The sequence below is a fragment of the Desulfonispora thiosulfatigenes DSM 11270 genome (assembly GCF_900176035.1).
Classification (GTDB): Bacteria; Bacillota; Peptococcia; order Peptococcales; family Desulfonisporaceae; genus Desulfonispora; species Desulfonispora thiosulfatigenes.
Genome location: NZ_FWWT01000022.1, coordinates 145,337 through 165,895, shown reverse-complemented (window position 1 = coordinate 165,895; position 20,559 = coordinate 145,337). Strand labels below are relative to the sequence as shown.

Below are 20,559 nucleotides of genomic sequence, written 5' to 3'. Positions count from 1 at the left end.
TATGATTTCCTAAGAAAAATAACAAATTAAGGTTTATAATAATTAATATGCTCAAAAAAACAGCTACCTAAACTCATAGGTAGCTTAACTTACTATTGTTTTATATTAGTACAATTCAATTCTTTTCTATATTTTTCTAATCTTAATTCTATTTTATGATACAACGTTCCTTCAGGATATCTGCCTGTAGAATCTTTTGTCCCTGCAGTTTGACCTGTAAGAATTTCTATTCCTTGTTTAATATCGTCAATTGCGTATATACTAAATTTTCCTTCTTTTACTGCTTCAATGATTTCGTCTTTTAATACTAAATCTGAAATATTCTTCTTAGGTATTAAGACTCCTTGGCTCCCTGTAAAACCTTTAATTTTACAAATATCATAAAACCCTTCTATCTTTTCAGTAATTCCACCCACCGGTTGAATTTCTCCTTTTTGATTAATAGATCCCGTAACAGCTATACCTTGATTTATAGCACAGTCCGAAAGACTAGATAGTAGTACATATAATTCTGTGCTAGAGGCACTGTCTCCATCAATGCCACCATATAATTGTTCAAAACAGATTTTAGCAGATAGCGTTAGTGCATAATTTTGAGCAAATTGTTCACCTAAGTATCCTTTTAAAATTAATAAACCTTTATCATGAATATTACCACTTAAATTTGTCTCTCTTTCTATATTTATTACTCCTTCTTTTCCCATGTAGGTTGTAGCCGTAATTCTATTTGGTTTTCCTACAGTATAATCACCTATATCTACAACCGATAATGCATTTATTTCACCAACCTTATAACCCTCTACTGATATTAAAACTTTACCACTTCCTATTTGTTCATACACTTTTTCTTCATATAAATTATGTCTATATTTTTTTTCTTCGATGGCTTTTTGTACGTGCTCACCTAAAACATATTCTGAGTTATCAATTTTAGCATAAGTATCGGCCTCATATATTATCTCTAATAACTCATTAAACCTAGTAGTTAGCTTATCTTGATTTCCTGCTAGTCGATTACTATATTCAATTACTTTAATTACTGCTTCATAATTAAAATGTTTTAAATTATCTTTGTTACAGTGATACGCAATAAAATACACCATTTTGCTTGTATTTTTGTCATTGCTTGACATCTCATAATCAAAGGCTACTTTAATTTTAAATAGTTTACGAAAATCCTCATCCTTGTCATATAGTAAACTATAAATATAAGGAGGTCCTAGTAAAATCACCTTGATATTCATATCAATTGGTTCAGGCTTTAAACTCGCAATCGTGACATATCCAACTTGTTCTTTGATATCTTCTATATATATTTTATTAGATTTTAAGGTGCGTTTTAAACTTTCCCATACATAAGGGTTAGTTAATACATCTTTTGCCTGTAAAACTAAATATCCACCATTTGCTTTATGAAGTGCCCCGGGTTTTATTTTCATGAAATTAGTAGTTAAAGAACCTTTATCATTATCGTATTCTAATTTGCCAAGTATGTTTTGAAAATTGGGATTTAATTCAACAATTACTGGTGCCCCTTCTAAATTACTATTATCAATTAATAGGTTAACTTGATATCTTTTTAAAAATAACTCCTTTTCAGTTTTTCTTTTTAAACTATTAATTTTATCATCTTCATCATCTTCATCTTCGTCGTCATCTTCGTCTGGTAAAAAAATATCTAAGTTTTTTAAGATATCTTCTTTAAGTTCTATAAAATAATTATACAATTTTTTATTTGTAAGATATTTAGTTTGCAAACAACAAATAAAGTATTTTACAATGGATAAACCTGTTTTTTCTTTTAACTTAATGAGCTTTACTTCAGAATTTTTTTCAATTTTTTCTATTTCTTTTAAAACTTCAAGGGCTTTTTGTTGTACCTTTTCAGAATTTTCTTCAATTTCGCTTTTTAATGTTTCCTCTAATGTTTCAAATTCATCATTTGTAATTTCTTTGTTTTCAATCATTGGTAAAGTAATATATCCAGAAGTTGTGCTTTTTAAAAGAAAGTTTTTATCCTTAGCATAAATTCTTAATTCTTCGATAATTTGATTTCTTTTTTCCTTATAATCCTTTATAATTTCTTTTTTCTTTTCTTCGTAGTTTTCTGCTAAAAAGACAGTATGTATTACTTCTTTTAGTTTTTCAATAAATTTTTTCATATCCTCTTTAAGCTCTTTGCCCTTACTTGCTTCTAGTTCAATGCATAATGGTAAACTAGGTTTAGTAAAATTATATACATAACAAATATCATTTGGGATTTCTTCGTGTTTTGCAAATTTCCCCAAAGACAACTCTGCATATGATGTTTTTCCAGTTCCAGTTAACCCTGTTATAAATATATTGTAGCCACTCTTTTTAATTTGCAATCCGAAATCCATGGACTTAATTGCTCTTTCCTGACCAATAATTGTTTCTCCTGAAGATAACTCTTTGGTAGTTTCAAAACTTAAATTAACAAGTTCTACCTTTTTCTTTAGCTTATCAGGCGAAACTAGATACTCCTTTAAAATTCTCATCTCGTTTTAACCTCCTAATAAGTTTTAGGTAAGTTATATTTAATAGTCATAAATTTAAGAAAATTAAATAAATACTCTCCTTACATGAATATTCAAAATTAATTTGTTTGTTACAAGAAAAAAACACTTAGATAAACTAAGTGTTTTAAATATTTTTCACTTTATTAAAAGCTTCCTCACTTATCTGAATGGTATAATTTATATTCTCTTGCGTATGAGCTGTAGATAAAAATGCAGACTCAAACTGGGAAGGTGCAAAATAAATTCCATTAGATAACATATGTTTAAAAAATACATTAAATTTTTCTAAATTAGAACTAGTTGCAGTAGTAAAGTTATTTACTTTTTCATCAGTGAAAAACAGGGTAAACATCGCTCCTACTTTGTTAATAGTTACAGGTACACCCACTTTATTCGCCGCATTTTTTAAACCATCAGTTAAAGAAGTTGTTAAAGTATTTAATTTTTCATAAACTCCTTCTTTTTCTAACTCATTTAATATGGCAAGTCCAGCACTCATTGCTAATGGGTTTCCTGAAAGTGTGCCTGCTTGATAAACTGATCCACTTGGAGATATCTTACTCATGATTTCTTTACTACCACCATAAGCACCTACTGGTAAGCCGCCACCAATTATTTTCCCTAAACAGGTAATATCTGGTTTAATATTATATAAACATTGAGCTCCACCAAAAGCAACTCTATACCCAGTCATTACTTCATCAAAAATTAATAAAGCACCATATTCTTTGGTTACTTCTCTAATTCCTTCTAAAAATCCAGGTTCAGGTAATACTGTTCCCATGTTTCCTGCAACAGGTTCAATAATTACAGCTGCTACTTCTTCTCCTATTTCCTTGAAAATCTTTTTAATTCCTTCTAAATCATTATATGTTGCATTAATTGTATTTCCAGCTATACTAGCTGGGACTCCAGGACTAGAAGGAACACCATGCGTTAGTGCACCAGAACCAGCTTTAATTAATAGTGGATCTGAATGTCCATGGTAACAGCCTTCAAATTTAACAATTTTATCACGGTTAGTATATGCTCTAGCTAATCTTAAAGCACTCATAGTTGCCTCAGTACCAGAGTTTACCATTCTAACCATCTCAATCGAAGGAATTGCATTAACTATTTTTTTAGCAACCTCTGTTTCTATTTCTGTAGGTGTGCCAAAACCAGTACCTTTAAGTATACAAGCTTCAAGTGATTTTACAACACTAGGATGGCAATGACCTAAAATTAAAGGTCCCCATGATAAAACATAGTCTATATACTCATTACCATCTACATCAAAAAATTTAGAACCTAATCCATGGTCTATAAATACAGGTGAAGTATCGACGGATGTAAAAGCTCTTACTGGACTATTAACTCCACCTGGAATATACTCCTTTGCTTCTGCAAATAGTTTTTGAGATAATTCATAACCTTTATTCATTATGTTCCCTCCCATACATTAATAACCTTTTCTTCCTTGATATAAACACCACGGTTCTTCAGCCATGTAATCTTTTTCATGATAAAAATAAGCTCTTGCTCTACATCCACCACATGAAGTTTTGAAATCGCAAACCCCGCATCCACCTTTATAATCAAGCGTACGTAATTCTTTTAAAACAGGATCTTCTTTCCAAATTTGACTAAAAGGTTTATCCCTTACATTACCTAAAGGAATATTTAAATATGCACAAGGCTGTACTTCTCCCTTAGGATTAATAATGCAATAAGATAATCCTGCTAAGCATCCTTTTTTAAACCTTATATCCATATCTAATTGCTTTGCAATTCTAATAAATTGTGGAGCACAAGTAGGTTTTAATTCAATTGGAACTTCTTTTTGTTTTTTTAATATTCTAGTGATGATATCTTCATATTCCTGTGCTCTTAAAGTCTCTTCTTCTATATCTACAGCTCGCCCGGTAGGAACGAGGAAAAAGATATGGTGAGCTACTGCTCCCTTTTCAACTGCAAAATCAGTAATAGCTTCTAACTCAGAGCTATTCCAATCCATTACTGTAGTATGTATTTGAAAAGGTAATCCTGCCTTGACACAGTTTTCCATACCTTCCACAGCTTGTTTAAAACCATCTTCGTAACCCCTAAAAGTATCATGTCTTTTAGGGTCTAAACTATCTAAGCTTATTCCCATTCCCATAGTACCAATATCTTTTAGCTTTTTAGCAACTTCTTGTGTTATTAACGTTCCGTTTGTACCAAAAACTGGTCTTAACCCTTTTTTAGCAGCATATTCTACTAGTTCAAAAATATCTTTTCTCATTAGTGGTTCTCCACCACTAAAAATCATAATTTTAAAGCCTGCTTTTACTATTTCATCGATAAGCATTTTGCCTTCTTCAGTATTTAACTCTTCATTATCCTTAGCTCCTGCTTCTCTATAGCAATGCTTACAAAACATATTACATTGATTAGTTGTATTCCAAGATATAATCATTTTTTAAACCTCCTGAAGCCACTTAGCTATACTGGCAGCATGATAGGTTAAAATAATATCACTACCAGCTCTTTTTAACCCAGTCATAAGTTCTAATACTACGCTTTTTTCATCAATCCAGCCATTTTGACTTGCAGCTTTTATCATGGAATATTCTCCACTTACATTATAACTAGCAATAGGAGTTAAAAATTCATCTTTCATTTTACGAATTATATCCATATAAGCCATAGCAGGTTTTACCATTACTATGTCAGCGCCTTCTAAAATATCTAGTTTAGTTTCTAAAACTGCTTCATTTATACTTCCTCGCGGATCCATTTGATAGGTTTTTCTATCACCAAACTGAGGGGTTGAGTCTGCTGCTTCTCTAAATGGACCATAAAAACTAGATGCATATTTGGCAGAATAAGCCATTAAAATAGTATTTTCATATCCTTTTAAATCTAGTTCTTTTCTAATTGCACCAACTCTTCCATCCATCATATCTGAAGGAGCAACAATATCAGCACCTGCTTCAGCATGGGATAGGGCAGTTTTTGCTAATAAATCTAATGTTTGATCATTAAGAACGTTACCATTTTCGATTAATCCACAATGTCCATGGCTTGTATATTCACACAAGCAAACATCAGTTACTATTATTAAATCAGGAAACTCTTTTTTTAATAGTCTTACAGCTTGTTGTACAATACCAGTTTCTATATATGCTCCTGTACCAACACTATCTTTTTGTTCGGGTATACCAAATAAAAGAACAGATCTAATCCCTAATTTAACTACATTTTCTACAGCACCTACAAGTTTATCTAAAGAATATTGATATACCCCAGGCATTGAACTAATCTCTATTTCTTTATTCTTTCCATAGATCACAAACATGGGGTATACAAAATCATTTACGGTAATAATTGTACTTGTAAGCATATCTCTTAAGTTTTGATTTTTTCTTAACCTACGTAATCGTGTTTCAGGAAAAGCCAAATTCTCCACCTTCTTTAATTTGTATAATCAACTAATGCTTGTACTAATCCATCAATTGTATATTCCTTAGCCTCAACATCTACCTTTATACCTAAAGATCTTGCAGTTTCAGATGTAATTGGACCTATGCTAGCAATGGTTATACCATTTAAAATCGTTTCTAAATCTTCATTTTCAATTAAAGAAATGAAGTTTTTTACAGTTGAAGAACTAGTGAATGTTATTACATGAATTTCCTTGTTTTTCAATTTTGTTAATAACTCTTCATTATCTCTTGAACCGATCACCGTACGATAAGCCATTACTTCTGTAACGTCCATTCCTAATTCTAACAGACTATCAATTAAAATAGGTCTTGCAATATCTGCCCTTGGTAATAGTATTTTTTCATTAGGATTCAATATCGTTTTAAAACCTTCTATAATAGATTCTGCTACAAATTTTTCAGGCATATAATCAACAATTAAGCCTTTATTTTCAATTTCTTCTCTAGTTTTTGGTCCAATTGCACAAAGCTTAATATTACCTAAAACTCGAATGTCTTTATTTAAAGATTTTAATCTCGCAAAGAATGATTTAACTCCATTTACACTAGTAAATACTATCCAATTGAAATCATTAATTTTTTCAATAGCAAGATCAAACTTAGTAAAATCTTCTGGTGGTTTAATGTTTATCGTAGGATATTCCCAAGACTCTCCACCGAAATCTTCAATTTTTTGTGATAAATCACTAGCTTGTTCACGTGAACGAGTAACTAAAACTCTTTTGCCAAAAAGAGGTTTAGTTTCAAACCATTTTAAAGTATCTCTTAGGTTAACAACTTCACCGATAATAATAATAGCTGGAGAAGTTAAACCTGCCTTTTCTACTTCTTCGACAATATTATCTAATCTACCAGTAACTACCTCTTGCTCTGGTCTAGTTCCCCAGCGAATAAGAGCAATAGGAGTTTCTTTATCTTTGCCATTATCTACTAATCTTTTTACGATTTTCGGTAGATTCGATACTCCCATTAAAAAGATCAAAGTTCCAGGATCTGAGGCTAATCTTTGCCAGTTAATATTAGATTGCTCTTTAGTAGGATCCTCATGACCTGTAATGATCGTAAAGGTTGATGTACAGTCCCTATGTGTTACTGGTATACCAGCATAAGCAGGAACTGCTATTGCTGATGTTATCCCGGGTACAATTTCAAATTCGATATTTTCTTCTTTTAGTACTTCTGCTTCTTCGCCACCTCTACCAAAAACAAAAGGATCTCCACCTTTTAAACGTGTAACAACTTTTCCTTTTTTTGCTTCATCTACTAATACTTGATTTATTTCATGCTGCTGCAGGGTATGTCTATCTGGTAACTTTCCTACATATATTAACTCAGCATCTGGTTTGCGATATGATAATAAACGTGGATTAGCTAATCTATCATAAACAATAGTATCGGCATTTTGAATACATTCTAAGCCCTTTACAGTTATTAATTTAATATCTCCAGGACCTGCCCCTATCAAATATACCTTTCCTACACTCATCATTCCAGCCCCTATCTAATTTCTTCTAGAATTTTTACAGCGCCTTGAGCTTTAAGCTTTTCTGCAAGAGTAATACCTAGCTCTTTAGCATCTTCAATATTACCTTCTAAATTATCACGTATCAAGATTTTACCATCTAAACTAGCTACCATAGCCTCAATAAACATTTTACCGTCTTTTATCAGGGCATGAGCACCAATTGGGATTTGACATCCACCTTCTAAATAGCGAAGTAAAGATCTTTCTGCAGTTACACAAGAATTTGTCTCCGGGTGATTAATTGTATCTATAACTTTTAAAATTTCTTCATCATTTTCTCTCGTTTCAATTCCTAGTGCACCTTGACCTACAGCTGGTAAAGATAATGAAAAATCAAGTTTTTGGGTTATCTTATCATGCCAGCCTAATCTTTCTACACCAGCAGCTGCAATAACTATAGCATCAAAATTTTCAGTCTCCATTTTTTTAAGACGCGTATTTAAGTTTCCTCTTATATCTTCTATGGATAAATCAGGTCTTTTATTTAAAATTTGTGACCTTCTACGCAAACTACTCGTTCCTACTTTTGCACCCTTTGGCAAATCATCAAAAAGCACCATATTTTTCGAAATTAAAACATCCCTAGAGTCATGTCTTTCTGTTATTGCTGAAATTATTAACCCTTCTGGAAGTACTGTTGGAATATCCTTCATACTATGAACAGCAAAATCAATCCTATTTTCTAAAAGAGCATTTTCTAATTCCTTAGTAAAAAGTCCTTTATCTCCAATTTTAGACAAAGCTACATCTAATAATTTATCTCCTTTGGTTGAAATAGGAATCAGTTCAAACGTATACTCTGGATTTCTTTCTTTTAATAAGCTAATTACAAATTCACTTTGCCAAAGGGCTAATTGACTTTTACGGGAACCTACTCTTATACATTTTTTCATATCCTGAAGCCTCCCCTATATTACTTGGTATTAATATATTTTTTTCTGTTTCATCTAATTTAAACATACTGGTTAATGTCTCTTTATACAAATTTCTTTTTTTAATATCTTGGGCACATTCTTTAAGTTCTTCTATAGGCTGATGTAATAATTGATTTACTATTGAATTTGCTAAAGAATGAACGGCTTTTTTTTCTTTTTCAGATATATTACCAAGTTTTCTTAAAGCTCTTTTTAATTCCTTATCTTTTATCGCATCTGCCTTATTTTTTAAAGCTACTATCGTTGGAACTACTGTCAAACTATCTAACCATTTGAAAAACTTTGTGTATTCTTCTTTTATAATAAATTCGGCTTTTATAGCTTCCTTTTTTCGCTCAGATAGATGTTGTTGAATAACTAAATGTAAATCATCCACATCATATAAAGAAATGTTTTCTAAGGTTGCTATTTTAGGATTAATGTCTCTAGGAACTGCTATGTCTATAAATAGAATAGGATCATTTTTTCTTTGCTTTGCAATAGGAAGTACATCTTCATAATTTAATATATACTTTGGGGCAGCAGTGCAACTAATAACTATATCAGCATTAACTAAGTGATGTGGGAAATCATCTAAATGTATAGCCTTTCCCCCAAATTCATTTGCAAGATTACAGGCTTTGTCATAGGTTCTATTTGCTACTATAACTGAAGAAATACCATTAGCTACTAAATGTCTTACTGTTAACTCACTTGTGTCACCTGCACCTAATACTAAAACGGATTTTCCTTCTAAATCACCAAATAATTGTTTTGCTAAATCCACAGCTGTCGAACTAATTGATACTGATTGACGATCAATTAATGTTTCTGTTCTAACTCTTTTTCCAAGTGTAATGGCGTGTTGAAAAAGAGTATTTAATATATTATTAGATATTTTAAATTCCCTTGCATAATCATATGCATCTTGAACTTGCCCTAAAATTTGGCTTTCACCTAAAATCATTGAATCAAGTCCTGACGATACCCTAAATAAATGATGTACTGCTTCTTTGTCATGCTTTAAATAGATATATGGCAGTAACTGTTCTAGTGAACAATTACTATAATCACTAACAAATTCTAAAAGTGCTTGTTTACCATCATCTAAAAGTTTTGAAGTAATATAAAGTTCAGTTCTGTTACAGGTAGAAAGAATTATAATACCTTTAATGCCTTCAATAGATTTTAATTTGTTGGTATTATTCATAATCTGAGTTTTAGACATAGCTAGTTTTTCTCTAATTTCCACTGGGGCAGTCTTATGGTTTAAGCCTAATGAGATAACAACCATGATTTCACCCTCCTTTTAGCTTCGATAACTTTTTCTTGCTTTATTAAATCAAGTATTTCAGTATCTATTACTTTAGTGAAAAATTCTTTTCGTAAGTTTTCATCACTAATATTTGCTTTTACTAATTCTCTAGTTTCACCTAATATTTCTAAAAGAATTCCATATTCTTTTCCATATTTTAATTTTAATTCTTCTTTAATTTTCCGTGCTAATGCAGGGCTTTTTCCAGATGTTGATACTGAGATAACTAAATCATTTTGTTTCATCGTTGCATTAACTATAAAATTGCTATTTTCCATACTATCAATGACATTAACTAAAATGTTATTTTTTTCACAATATTTACTAATTTCTTCATTAATTATTCGATTATTTGTAGCTGCGATTACTAAAAAACTATCATGAATCAAGTTTGGAGCAAACTCTTCTTTTAGCCAAGAAATTTTTTTGTAAAGAGATAGATCTTCTATATTTTTTGTTATTTGAGGGCTGATTACATAAATATTAGCAGAACAAGCCAAAAGTGATTTAACTTTCCTTTCAGCTACATTACCGCCTCCTACTACTACGCATTTTTTATTTTTCACATTGAGTGAAATCGGATACAACTCCATATCAATAATTCCTTTCAACAATATAATTTGCTAACTGATCCATATTTTTTCTTATCATGCCTTTTGGTAAATACTCTAATTGATCCTTAGCTTTTTGCATATATTTGAAAGAAATTCTTCTTGCATCATCCATAGCCGTACTATTACTGATAATTTCAAGTGCCTTATTTATGTCATAACTTCCACTTGTAAATCTATTAACTATTGATTTTTTTAGTTCTAAAGAATCGGTGTTTTTTTTCTGCAATGCATAAATTGTAGGTAAGGTAATTATACCTTGTGCTAAATCATTTCCTGCTGGCTTACCTAATTCCATACTTGTTGATTCTATATCTAATATATCATCTTGAATTTGAAAAGCCATGCCCAAATTATATCCGTATTTTTTTATTGCTTTTATTTCATTTTTAGATGCGTTACAGGCAAGGGCGCCAATTTCACAACTTGCAGCTATTAACAAAGCAGTTTTTCTTTTTATCCGATAAAAATAATCTCTAACTGTTTGATCAATATCAAAAAACGACTGGATTTGTGCTAATTCGCCTTTAGCCATTTCCACACTAGTATTTGCAAGTATTTCAGCTATTCGTGGATTTTCTTTAGGATTAATTAATTGTATCGCTTTTGCAAATAGATATCCACCCGCATACAAGGAAAAATCATTTCCCCATAAAGCCCTTACCGTGGGTCTACCTCTTCTAGTTACTGAATTATCAATAATATCATCATGTATTAAAGAAGCCATATGAATTAATTCCACAGCTGCAGCAAGAGATATTAATTTTTCTTTATCTTCATACTTAAATAAACTACCAGCTAGCAAAACAAAAGCTGGTCGTATTCTTTTGCCACCAGCTTTAAGTGTGTGTAAAGAACTTTCCTTTAAATTTTGATGTGGAAAGTCTAGATAATTTATAAGAAATGCTTCAACCTCTTCTATGTCATTTTTTATCTTACTTGTTAAGAAAAATTTATTCACAAAAACTCACCCACTATTATTTCCTTGACTTCAATAACTATTTACGATTTAAAGCATATAAAAAAAATATATCTCATTAAGATATTGTTCTAAGAAATTCTTTTTTTCACAATTAGGAGCTAAATCTAAAGCATTTTTTAAATCCTCAAAATACTCATTTATTAAGTCTTTTGGCAATTTAAGAGTTTTTGCACCAAATAGGTCTCCAAATAATAAACCTATCTCTTTTATATTAAAAATAGTTTCTTTACTATTAATTTGCATAACGTGGTTCAGAGCCATAAAACTCAGATTACCATACCATATACTACAAAGTTCTTTTTTTGTAATCATTTTTTCAAAATAATTAATCCAGCCTAAATTTAAAGCGCTTATATATTCTAATATATCATCTAAAAACTCTAAACAGTCTTCTTTACATAGGATATCATATATCTTGCTATATAGTAAATCACCTATTAAAATAGGTATCTGAACTTCCTTTTTAAATTCTTGTTTTCCTTCTTTAACGTCAAAGGCCGTACTGTGAATTTTAGTAGCTAAATATATTATTTGGGTAACAACAGCTAAAATTTTTATTTTATTAGTATATCCCTCTCGATTATAACCACTTCTTAAGATTAATTGAATATAGAAGGTTAACTCTTTATCTGTAAAATCTTTATCTAAAATATCTCTTATAAATCCATTTTTTAATTTTAATTCGTTTTTAACTCTATCAACTATTAAACCTGTTTCAAATTCAAAATCTACTTTATTTTCTATCAGGATCACCCCCCTTAATAGATAAAGTTTAATGTACACTTTAACGAAATCAAAATATTTCATATATTATTTTAACATGTAATAATTCTTTAAAATATGACAAAATCCTTCATTTTTTTTGTTTAATTTATCTTTATATAAATTAATAATAAAAAACAGCCTTACAACTCTTTGTGCTAGTTGCAAGGCTGACATTATCCTTTACCCTACATTTATCCTTTAGTATATATAGCAATCAAGTTCGATTTTAACATATTATAGAATGATGTCAACGAGTAAATTTAGATTTTCTTTTGAGCAACATAAAGTAAAATATTAATCGGAAAAAGCATCATCGTAGCTGCAGCAACGATACCAGAGTCATTAAATATTAATGCTATTAAACTAGCTGTTATCACCCCTATAAATCCTTTAGATAATATAGGGTAACTATCATATATCTTACTAATAAAACCAAAGGGTTTATAAAGAGCAAAAATTAAACTTAAGATAGAAACAAAAAATAAAATACTCCAGTTACTATATCTAATTAGTTTTATATTTATCGCAATTTTTCTTATAAATATATCTATAACTGAAATAAAGTCTCCATTTCTAACTAAGTCAGCAAATTTACCTATATGAGATGTTTGCCCTGGACTTAAATAAATATCATAAACAAAGAGTAATATTAAAACTATAACCATTGACCCTCCTACACTTAATAACAATTTATAATTTAAAGGAAAGTTAGCTAACCTAAGTAACACTATGCTAAAACCTACGAAAGCAGCCATAGTACCACCGACATTTGTTCCTAAACTAGGTAAAGCAATAAAAAGTAAACATATTAAAAAGATGACACCGGTAACTAAAAGCTTTGTCTTTGTAATCTTTTTCTTTTCTAGATATAAAGATAATCCCATTATTAATGAACCAATTAAAATACCCATATATTCATTTCCTAACCCATAAAATCTCGCTCCCCTAATGGGACAATATCCTAGTACGGATAATTTCATTAACTTCGATCCTAAAAAAACATCTAGCAAAATACTAAAAGAAGAAAAAAGACAAATAAAGGTTAATATATTTATTCTCGATAACTTAGCTGATACAAAACAAATAAGCATAATAATGGAGGAAATTATAATAAAATTTATAATGAAACTAAAATAATTTAAAACTGGGAAAATTGCTATCCATAATAATGAAATTGGTATGATTAGGCTAAAAACAAATAATTTTAAAAATAGTGAAGAATATACTACCTTTTTTATCAATAATACTGAAAAAATACTAATTATAAATATCTGAATAAATATATACATTTTTAGGATAATAGGTCTTGCTTCATAGATAAAATTAGTTTTATTATTTAGTTTTTCTAAATATGTTTTAGGATTATTTTTATTAACCGTTAAGATATTATCTCCTTCCATCCATGAAGGTATTTTAATATCATAATAATTTAAAATGCTTGGAGCAAGATCAACATTTGAAATAATACCCGTTCTTTGAGTTGTTGCTGAAACTAAAATTGAATTTTCTATTCCTTTACCACTAATCGCTATTGGAAACAAGCCTTTAGGATTTTTACTAGTATTACTTAGATTAGGAACTAAAATTATAATTCTAGTATTGGCAAAATTAACATTTTCAAAAATATCCTTAACACTTAAATCGATTTGATTTATAAGACTTTTTCTTAAATCTAATAATCTTTGTTCACTAAAGCTATTTTTAGTTTTTTCTAATTTCAAAATATCGCCAAATTCTAGAATTAATAACTCTGATTTATCTTTATTTTCAAGAAATTTTTGTTTAATAACAGTATAATTGTGGGGATAAAAAGCTAAACCAATAGATTCAGTTCTTTGGATTTTGTCACCCATTATCCCTTTATCAACTAACCCATTTTGATCGCATATTAGATAGGGAGTATACCTATTATTTATATCATATAAATCAGTATCGCCAATAATTAAGCGCGAAATATTATTAGCCTTTAACTCACTTCCTAAATAACCAAAGTGCTCTACCTTACTTAGTTCTCTTATCTTATTGAACCTATCAGGAAAATCTAGTAAGCATAGGTTTTCTAAGCTAGACTTTAATCCAGTCTGCTCAAAATAAATATCACTAGTTCTTTTTTCATTGATAATTTCATCAGCATTAAAAGCTTCTGTACTCTTATTACCTCCAATATCAACTCTTCTACCTAGACCTAGGGTAATATATTGATTAAGATCACCTAACCTTCCTTTTGTATAAGGACTTACTAAACCATATGCGATTTCTTTATTTAAATTCAAACTAGATAAATTGAAAAACTCTTCTACTGTTAAACCATCAATTGTAATAATTATTTGTTTATTTTGCTCTTGTGCATGACCATAATTACTTCCATATGACAAAAAGATAAATAAAATAAAAAAAACGAGGTATAGTTTTTTCTTTTTCATCAATAAAAATACTCCCTAGGATATGTTTATATCTTATCTTTTCTATATTTCAAGAAAAAATACACATCCTGGGAGTATATTATATTTTAATTTAAATAATAATCCTTGTCTTTCATATCTTTGATAGGTCCAATTGTGGTAATAGAAAAATTTTCCGGTGCTAATAATGTTTTTGCTAATTCTCTTATATCATCAAGCTTAACTTTTTCGACCTTTTCTACAGTTTCTTCTGGAGTTAAAATTTCATCTAAACATAATAAAGAGCGTCCAATTCTAGTCATTCTACTTGAAACACTTTCTAGACCTAAATATAAACTCCCTTTTAATTGCTCTTTTGTTTTATATAATTCCTTGTCGGTGATACCTTCTTTTACTATTTTCTGACTTTCTTCAAAAATTAATTTAATTACTTTTTCGTAATTACTAGGTCTTGTACCTGCATAAAAGTTTAAGAGACCTGTATCAATAAAAGCCGAATGATATGAAAAAACAGAGTATGCAAGTCCCCTTTCCTCTCTGATTTCCTGCACTAAACGAGAGCTTAAGCTCCCACCTAATACACTATTAAAAATAGCTAGTTCATAGAGTTTTGGATCATCTTGAGCAAGGCCTGGTGTTCCTAAACATATATGTACTTGATTTATATCTTTATACGTATTTAAAAGTGTCGCTTTATAATCAGGAACTATAATCGTTTTTTTACTTTTTTCATTCTCTAAAAAGCCAAAAAGAACTTCTAATTGTTCTAAAACTTCATTATGTTCTACATTACCAGCTAAAGCCAAAACAATATTGTCTGGTTTATATAATTTATTCATATACTCAATTATATCTTGTCTTGTGATAGAATTTAAACTTTCTTCCGTTCCTAAAATAGCTCGTCCTAATGGATGTTCTGGCCAAACAGTCTTAGTGAAAATATCATGAATAATTTCATCAGGTGTATCTTCATACATATTTATTTCTTCTATTATAACTTGTCTCTCTTTATCTATATCTTCCTCTTTTAATTTACTATTAAAAAACATATCTGATAATACATCTAAAGCGATATCTAAATGTTCATCTAAAACCCTAGCGTAAAAACAAGTATATTCTTTTGAAGTAAAGGCATTGAGTTGTCCACCAACAGTATCCAATGCTTCAGCTATTTCTTTAGCACTTCTTTTTTCAGTGCCTTTAAATAATAAATGTTCAATAAAATGTGATATCCCACTATTTTTAGCATCTTCAAAACGTGAACCTGCTCCAACCCATATCCCAACAGAGACGGATTTAACATAAGGTATTTTTTCTGTTACTACTCGTATTCCATTAGTTAATTTACTCTTTTTATATATAGTCATATTTAATTAGTATGTCCTCCTTAATATTATCCGATATAAATACAAGTTAACCTTAGTAAGTATAAACACCAACTAAGGTCAACTTATAGTATTACCTATTCTCTAGTATTAAAGTTTTCCCTTCAAAATATCCTTAATTTTAAACATTTTTTTATCCTTACTTATATCTATGTTATCAAGGGATATGAGAGATACGCTTCCTACATAGTTTTCATTATTAAAATATTTAATTATTCCTGCCTTTTCTCCTTTTTGTATTGTTTCTTTTTTATCTAAAATAATCTGACTAGTTACATCTACTTCTTCATTATTTTCAAGTGTTAAAAACAAATTATCGTTTAACTTAAAGGGAACCTTTTTACCATTTATAGTCGTGCTTACTATATAATCTTTTTTGGCTATTTGAGAATTTTTATAGTGATTAAATCCTAAATCAAGCATATTACTGGCATCTAAAAATCTATTTTGACTCTTAAGTACTACAGCTATTAATTGTCTATTATCTCTTTTTGCTGCAGCTACTAAACATTGCCCAGCTTTATTAGTAGTTCCCGTTTTAACTCCATTTGCTCCCATATAACTATTTAATAATCTATTTGTGTTTTTAACTTGCCTTTTCCTACCACTATCAGTCCATTCAATAGTTTTATAAGGAGTCTTGACATATTCTTCAAAAGTTTCATTCCTGAGTGCTAAACGTGTAATATAAGCTAAATCTAATGCTGAACTATAATGGTTTTCATTAGGTAATCCATTAGTATTTTCAAAATTAGATTTGTAACAACCTAATAGTTTTGCTTTTAGATTCATAAGATAAACAAAATCTTCTACCGAGGGTGAAACATGTTCTGCTATAGCTACACACGCATCATTACCAGATTTAAGCAAAGCCCCATACAAAAGATTATCTAATGTTATTTTTTCTCCCTCTACTAAGTTTATTCTTGACTCGCCAGTTAACGCTGCTCTTTTTGAAATTTCTACTACATCATTTAATTTAGCCTTTTCAATTGCTAATATAGCAGTTAAAATTTTTGTCGTACTTGCAGGAGGTCTTGATTCAAGATGATTTTTACTAAAGATGATTTTTCCTGTATCAGCATCTATTAAAACTGCAGATTCAGCAGTAACGGTTAAATTAGCTGCAAAACTGACTCTAGTTTGTGAAAATAATACTATAATTAATAATAAGAAAATAAATAATTTTCTAGAAGTTTTCATAAAATATTGACTCTCCTTATGTACAATTATAATATTTCAGAAACCTTTTTTAATACATACCCCTTTTTTTCAATTGTTTCAATTATCTGAGGTAAAGCTTCTAAAGTATGTGCTTTTGGATGCATTAAAATTATTGCACCATTAGTTAATTTTTTTCCCGTTACTCTTTCTACCAGGGTACTAACTGAAGGGGCTGGTACTTGCCAATCAACAGTATCTGCAGTCCATAATATTGTTTTATATCCTAATTCTTTACATGCATTTAAACAATTTTGACCTCTTTCACCATAAGGAGGAGCAAATAAATTAATATCATCATCTGTAAAATTCTTTAGAATATTATGTGTTTTTAAAATTTCATTTTTATTTTCTTCTACTGATATTTGATCAGGATGAGGATGAGAATATCCATGATTACCAATTTCATGGCCTTCTTTAACAATAGTTTTTATAATATCAGGAAACTTATCTGCAAAACGCCCTGTAATAAAAAAGGTTGCTTTAACATTTTTTTCTTTTAATACATCTAACATACCAGGTATAATTTCTTCGCCCCAATCTACATTAATGGTTAAAGCTACGTTAGGATCATTTATATTACCCTGATAGTATGGATCCATTTGTAATGTGGGTACTGCATCTTTTGAGAGCATTATAAACATACCTGCTAATGCTATAATTGATATTAAAACTACTACCGCACCATATACTAACCTTTTTTTAGATAATAAAATAAATTTCATTTTATTTTCCCTCCTTTTTTCTTTATCTTATTAATATGTCTATAGTGCGAATAATAGTAATAGAATACACAAAAAAAATAAACCGAACTAATTATCGGTTTATTTTTGGTCTTCTTTATTCTGTTCTGCTAATAGCACTTTTCTAGATAAATTTACTCTTCCTTGTCTATCAATTTCAACTACTTTTACTAAGATCTCGTCTCCTACTGCTACAACATCTTCTACCTTTTCAACTCTTTCAGCGGATAATTGAGAAATATGAACTAATCCTTCTTTACCTGGTAACACTTCTACAAAAGCACCAAATTTAGTAATACGTGTTACTTTACCTAAATAAATTTGTTCTACTTCTAAATCCTTTGTTAAGTTTTCTATTACTTTTATAGCATTTTCAGCAGCCTTTAGATCAGTTGAAGAAATAAATATTTTTCCATCATCTTCTATATCAATTTTTACTCCTGTTTCATCAATAATCTTTTTAATAGTTTTGCCACCAGGACCAATAACTGTTCTAATTTTATCAGGATGCACATTCATTGTTATGATTCTAGGAGCATAAGGAGATAATTCTTCGCGTGGTTTATTAATTAGTTTCTCCATTTTATCTAAAATAAATAAGCGTCCTTTTCTAGCTTGTTCTAATGCATCTTTTAATATTTCTTTTGATATACCACTAATCTTAATATCCATTTGAATAGCTGTTACGCCTTCTCTTGTACCTGCTACTTTAAAGTCCATATCACCTAAAGCATCTTCCATACCTTGAATATCAGTTAAAATTGAAAAGTAATCTTCGTGTTTAACTAATCCCATGGCAATTCCTGCTACTGGTTTTATTAAAGGTACACCGGCATCTAAAAGAGAAAGAGTACTACCACAAATACTTGCTTGAGATGTAGAACCATTAGATTCTAATGCTTCTGATACTACTCTAATTGTATATGGAAAATCTTCTTCAGTTGGAATCATCGGAACTAATGCTCTTTCAGCTAATACACCATGACCTATTTCCCTACGACCTGGTCCACGCATAGGTCTTGCTTCGCCTACACTATAAGGTGGAAAGTTATAATGGTGAATATATCTTTTTGATTCTTCAGTTCCTAAACCATCTATTATTTGTTCTTCACCAATAGCACCCAGGGTAACTACTGATAAAATTTGAGTTTGACCTCTTGTAAATAATCCACTTCCATGTGCTCTAGGGAGAACTCCAATTTCACATGTTATCGGTCTAATTTCATCTAAGGCTCTTCCATCTGGACGTAATTTATCAACGGTAATTAACTTACGCACAATTTCTTTAGTCATTACATCTAGAACACCTTTTATAACTTTAATATCTTCAGGGAAGATTTCTTCAAAATGTGCAACTGTTTCTTCTTTTACCGCTTTAATATTTTTTTCTCTTTCTTGTTTTTCTAAAGTCTTAATAGCTTCTGTTAATTTTTCTTGGGCATATTCTCGTATTTGTTCATCTATTTCTTGAGGAAATCCTGAAAGTACAGGTTCTTCTTTTTCTTTAGCAAGACCTTTACTTAATGCTTCTTCCCTAAATTCTTCAATAAACTGAACAAGCTTTTTAATTTCTTCATGACCTGTCATAATAGCTTCTAATATTGTTTCTTCAGAAATTTCATTAGCTCCTGCTTCAACCATCATAACAGCATCTTTTGTACCTGCTACTACCAGGTGTAATTTACTTTCATTAGTTTGTTCTACAGAAGGATTAATAATTATTTCATTATTAATCAAACCAACACTTACAGCAGCAATAGGTCCTAAAAATGGAATGCTAGAAATATGTAATGCTGCAGATACACCAACCATACTTAAAATATCTGGGGGATTATCTTGATCGACAGACATTACAGTAGGAACAAGATGTACATCATTTCTATATCCTTTAGGAAATAGAGGACGTATAGGTCTATCAATTAATCGACTGGATAAAATGGCCTTCTCACTTGGTCTACCTTCTCTTTTTATAAAACCTCCAGGAATCTTACCTACTGCATAGAATCTTTCTTCATAATCCACAGTTAAAGGGAAAAAGTCAATTCCGTCCCTAGGTTCTTTAGAAGCTGTTGCAGTAGCCATTACTGCAGTGTCTCCATAAGTTATATAAACTGATCCACCTGCTTGCTTTGCAAACCTTCCGGTTTCCATAGTGAGCTCTCTACCACCAATATTTATACTTTTACGTATAGGCTCAAGTACTTCCATAAAAATTTAACTACCTCCTAAATGTTATTATTAAATATCTATCTATTTCGTTATTATTGCTAGTATGTCCTTCTTTTATGTCTAGAAATACTTAAAGAGCGGTAAAAACCGCTCTTTAAAGAAATTATCTACGAATTCCAAGTTCAGAAATAATTTTACGATATCTCTCAATATCATTTTTAATTAAATAGTTTAAAAGACCTCTTCTTTTACCAACCATCTGTAATAAACCTCTACGTGAATGGAAGTCTTTTTTGTGCTCCTTTAAATGCCCTGTCAAGTAATTAATTCTTTCAGATAACATTGCAATTTGAACTTCTGGAGAACCAGTATCATTTTCATGTACTTGAAACTTTTTGATTAATTCTTGTTTCTTTTCATTGTTTAAAGCCATTGTGTTTCACCTCCCAATTAAATATAACCCCATTAGCCACGAAAAGAGTTGGAGTTTCACTAATCCTAGCTCATGGTTAAGACCTTG

General features: G+C 30.1%; 16 protein-coding genes. All 16 read right to left on the bottom strand.

Annotated features, from left to right (window positions below):
- Positions 1 to 92: 92 nt before the first annotated feature.
- Complete coding sequence (locus tag B8965_RS09650) at positions 93 to 2,519, bottom strand: AAA family ATPase (RefSeq protein WP_084053988.1); 2,427 nt, start codon at positions 2,517 to 2,519, stop codon at positions 93 to 95.
- Between the two features lie 145 nt (positions 2,520 to 2,664).
- Positions 2,665 to 3,963, bottom strand: coding sequence for a glutamate-1-semialdehyde 2,1-aminomutase (hemL, locus tag B8965_RS09645; RefSeq protein WP_084053987.1), 1,299 nt, complete (start codon positions 3,961 to 3,963; stop codon positions 2,665 to 2,667).
- Between the two features lie 18 nt (positions 3,964 to 3,981).
- On the bottom strand, positions 3,982 to 4,977 hold the full coding sequence (nirJ2, locus tag B8965_RS09640; RefSeq protein WP_084053986.1) for a putative heme d1 biosynthesis radical SAM protein NirJ2: 996 nt from the start codon (positions 4,975 to 4,977) through the stop codon (positions 3,982 to 3,984).
- A gap of 3 nt (positions 4,978 to 4,980) precedes the next feature.
- Positions 4,981 to 5,961: a porphobilinogen synthase gene (gene hemB, locus B8965_RS09635; RefSeq protein ID WP_084053985.1), complete on the bottom strand. Its 981-nt coding sequence runs from the start codon at positions 5,959 to 5,961 to the stop codon at positions 4,981 to 4,983.
- 14 nt (positions 5,962 to 5,975) lie between these two features.
- The gene (cobA, locus tag B8965_RS09630) at positions 5,976 to 7,493 is read right to left on the bottom strand and encodes a uroporphyrinogen-III C-methyltransferase (protein WP_084053984.1); all 1,518 of its coding nucleotides are present in this window, start codon (positions 7,491 to 7,493) and stop codon (positions 5,976 to 5,978) included.
- Positions 7,494 to 7,504: 11 nt separating this feature from the next.
- Complete coding sequence (gene hemC / locus B8965_RS09625; RefSeq protein WP_084053983.1) at positions 7,505 to 8,425, bottom strand: hydroxymethylbilane synthase; 921 nt, start codon at positions 8,423 to 8,425, stop codon at positions 7,505 to 7,507.
- A complete protein-coding gene (hemA, locus tag B8965_RS09620) occupies positions 8,394 to 9,740 on the bottom strand; it encodes a glutamyl-tRNA reductase (RefSeq protein WP_084053982.1) in 1,347 nt (448 codons plus the stop codon). The genes hemC and hemA overlap by 32 nt, the downstream gene beginning before the upstream one ends.
- Positions 9,722 to 10,327 (bottom strand): precorrin-2 dehydrogenase/sirohydrochlorin ferrochelatase family protein, encoded by a 606-nt coding sequence (locus B8965_RS09615; protein WP_159446323.1) that lies wholly within the window; start codon positions 10,325 to 10,327, stop codon positions 9,722 to 9,724. Before B8965_RS09615 ends, hemA begins: the two co-directional genes overlap by 19 nt.
- 28 nt (positions 10,328 to 10,355) lie before the next feature.
- Entirely contained in the window at positions 10,356 to 11,333 is a 978-nt protein-coding gene (locus tag B8965_RS09610) for a polyprenyl synthetase family protein (protein ID WP_084053980.1), read from the bottom strand.
- Between the two features lie 48 nt (positions 11,334 to 11,381).
- Positions 11,382 to 12,107 (bottom strand): hypothetical protein, encoded by a 726-nt coding sequence (locus tag B8965_RS09605; RefSeq protein ID WP_084053979.1) that lies wholly within the window; start codon positions 12,105 to 12,107, stop codon positions 11,382 to 11,384.
- A 272-nt stretch (positions 12,108 to 12,379) separates the two neighbouring features.
- Positions 12,380 to 14,542 carry a hypothetical protein gene (locus tag B8965_RS09600; RefSeq protein ID WP_084053978.1) on the bottom strand — a complete coding sequence of 721 codons (2,163 nt, stop codon included), beginning with the start codon at positions 14,540 to 14,542 and terminating at the stop codon, positions 12,380 to 12,382.
- A gap of 86 nt (positions 14,543 to 14,628) precedes the next feature.
- Positions 14,629 to 15,888, bottom strand: coding sequence for a M16 family metallopeptidase (locus tag B8965_RS09595; RefSeq protein WP_242941976.1), 1,260 nt, complete (start codon positions 15,886 to 15,888; stop codon positions 14,629 to 14,631).
- Between the two features lie 108 nt (positions 15,889 to 15,996).
- Positions 15,997 to 17,109 carry a D-alanyl-D-alanine carboxypeptidase family protein gene (locus tag B8965_RS09590; RefSeq protein ID WP_084053977.1) on the bottom strand — a complete coding sequence of 371 codons (1,113 nt, stop codon included), beginning with the start codon at positions 17,107 to 17,109 and terminating at the stop codon, positions 15,997 to 15,999.
- 26 nt (positions 17,110 to 17,135) lie between these two features.
- Positions 17,136 to 17,852, bottom strand: coding sequence for a polysaccharide deacetylase family protein (locus B8965_RS09585; protein ID WP_084053976.1), 717 nt, complete (start codon positions 17,850 to 17,852; stop codon positions 17,136 to 17,138).
- 99 nt (positions 17,853 to 17,951) lie between these two features.
- A complete protein-coding gene (locus tag B8965_RS09580; RefSeq protein WP_084053975.1) occupies positions 17,952 to 20,078 on the bottom strand; it encodes a polyribonucleotide nucleotidyltransferase in 2,127 nt (708 codons plus the stop codon).
- A 124-nt stretch (positions 20,079 to 20,202) separates the two neighbouring features.
- Positions 20,203 to 20,472 (bottom strand): 30S ribosomal protein S15, encoded by a 270-nt coding sequence (gene rpsO / locus B8965_RS09575; RefSeq protein WP_084053974.1) that lies wholly within the window; start codon positions 20,470 to 20,472, stop codon positions 20,203 to 20,205.
- Between the last annotated feature and the right edge of the window lie 87 nt (positions 20,473 to 20,559).

What these genes read in the sequence shown, in the direction of transcription:
- B8965_RS09650 (WP_084053988.1), bottom strand. Translation starts at nt 2,519, where the DNA reads ATGAGAATTTTAAAGGAGTATCTAGTTTCGCCTGATAAGCTAAAGAAA.
- hemL (WP_084053987.1), bottom strand. Translation starts at nt 3,963, where the DNA reads ATGAATAAAGGTTATGAATTATCTCAAAAACTATTTGCAGAAGCAAAG.
- nirJ2 (WP_084053986.1), bottom strand. Translation starts at nt 4,977, where the DNA reads ATGATTATATCTTGGAATACAACTAATCAATGTAATATGTTTTGTAAG.
- cobA (WP_084053984.1), bottom strand. Translation starts at nt 7,493, where the DNA reads ATGAGTGTAGGAAAGGTATATTTGATAGGGGCAGGTCCTGGAGATATT.
- hemC (WP_084053983.1), bottom strand. Translation starts at nt 8,425, where the DNA reads ATGAAAAAATGTATAAGAGTAGGTTCCCGTAAAAGTCAATTAGCCCTT.
- hemA (WP_084053982.1), bottom strand. Translation starts at nt 9,740, where the DNA reads ATGGTTGTTATCTCATTAGGCTTAAACCATAAGACTGCCCCAGTGGAA.
- B8965_RS09600 (WP_084053978.1), bottom strand. Translation starts at nt 14,542, where the DNA reads ATGAAAAAGAAAAAACTATACCTCGTTTTTTTTATTTTATTTATCTTT.
- B8965_RS09595 (WP_242941976.1), bottom strand. Translation starts at nt 15,888, where the DNA reads ATGACTATATATAAAAAGAGTAAATTAACTAATGGAATACGAGTAGTA.
- B8965_RS09590 (WP_084053977.1), bottom strand. Translation starts at nt 17,109, where the DNA reads ATGAAAACTTCTAGAAAATTATTTATTTTCTTATTATTAATTATAGTA.
- B8965_RS09585 (WP_084053976.1), bottom strand. Translation starts at nt 17,852, where the DNA reads ATGAAATTTATTTTATTATCTAAAAAAAGGTTAGTATATGGTGCGGTA.
- B8965_RS09580 (WP_084053975.1), bottom strand. Translation starts at nt 20,078, where the DNA reads ATGGAAGTACTTGAGCCTATACGTAAAAGTATAAATATTGGTGGTAGA.
- rpsO (WP_084053974.1), bottom strand. Translation starts at nt 20,472, where the DNA reads ATGGCTTTAAACAATGAAAAGAAACAAGAATTAATCAAAAAGTTTCAA.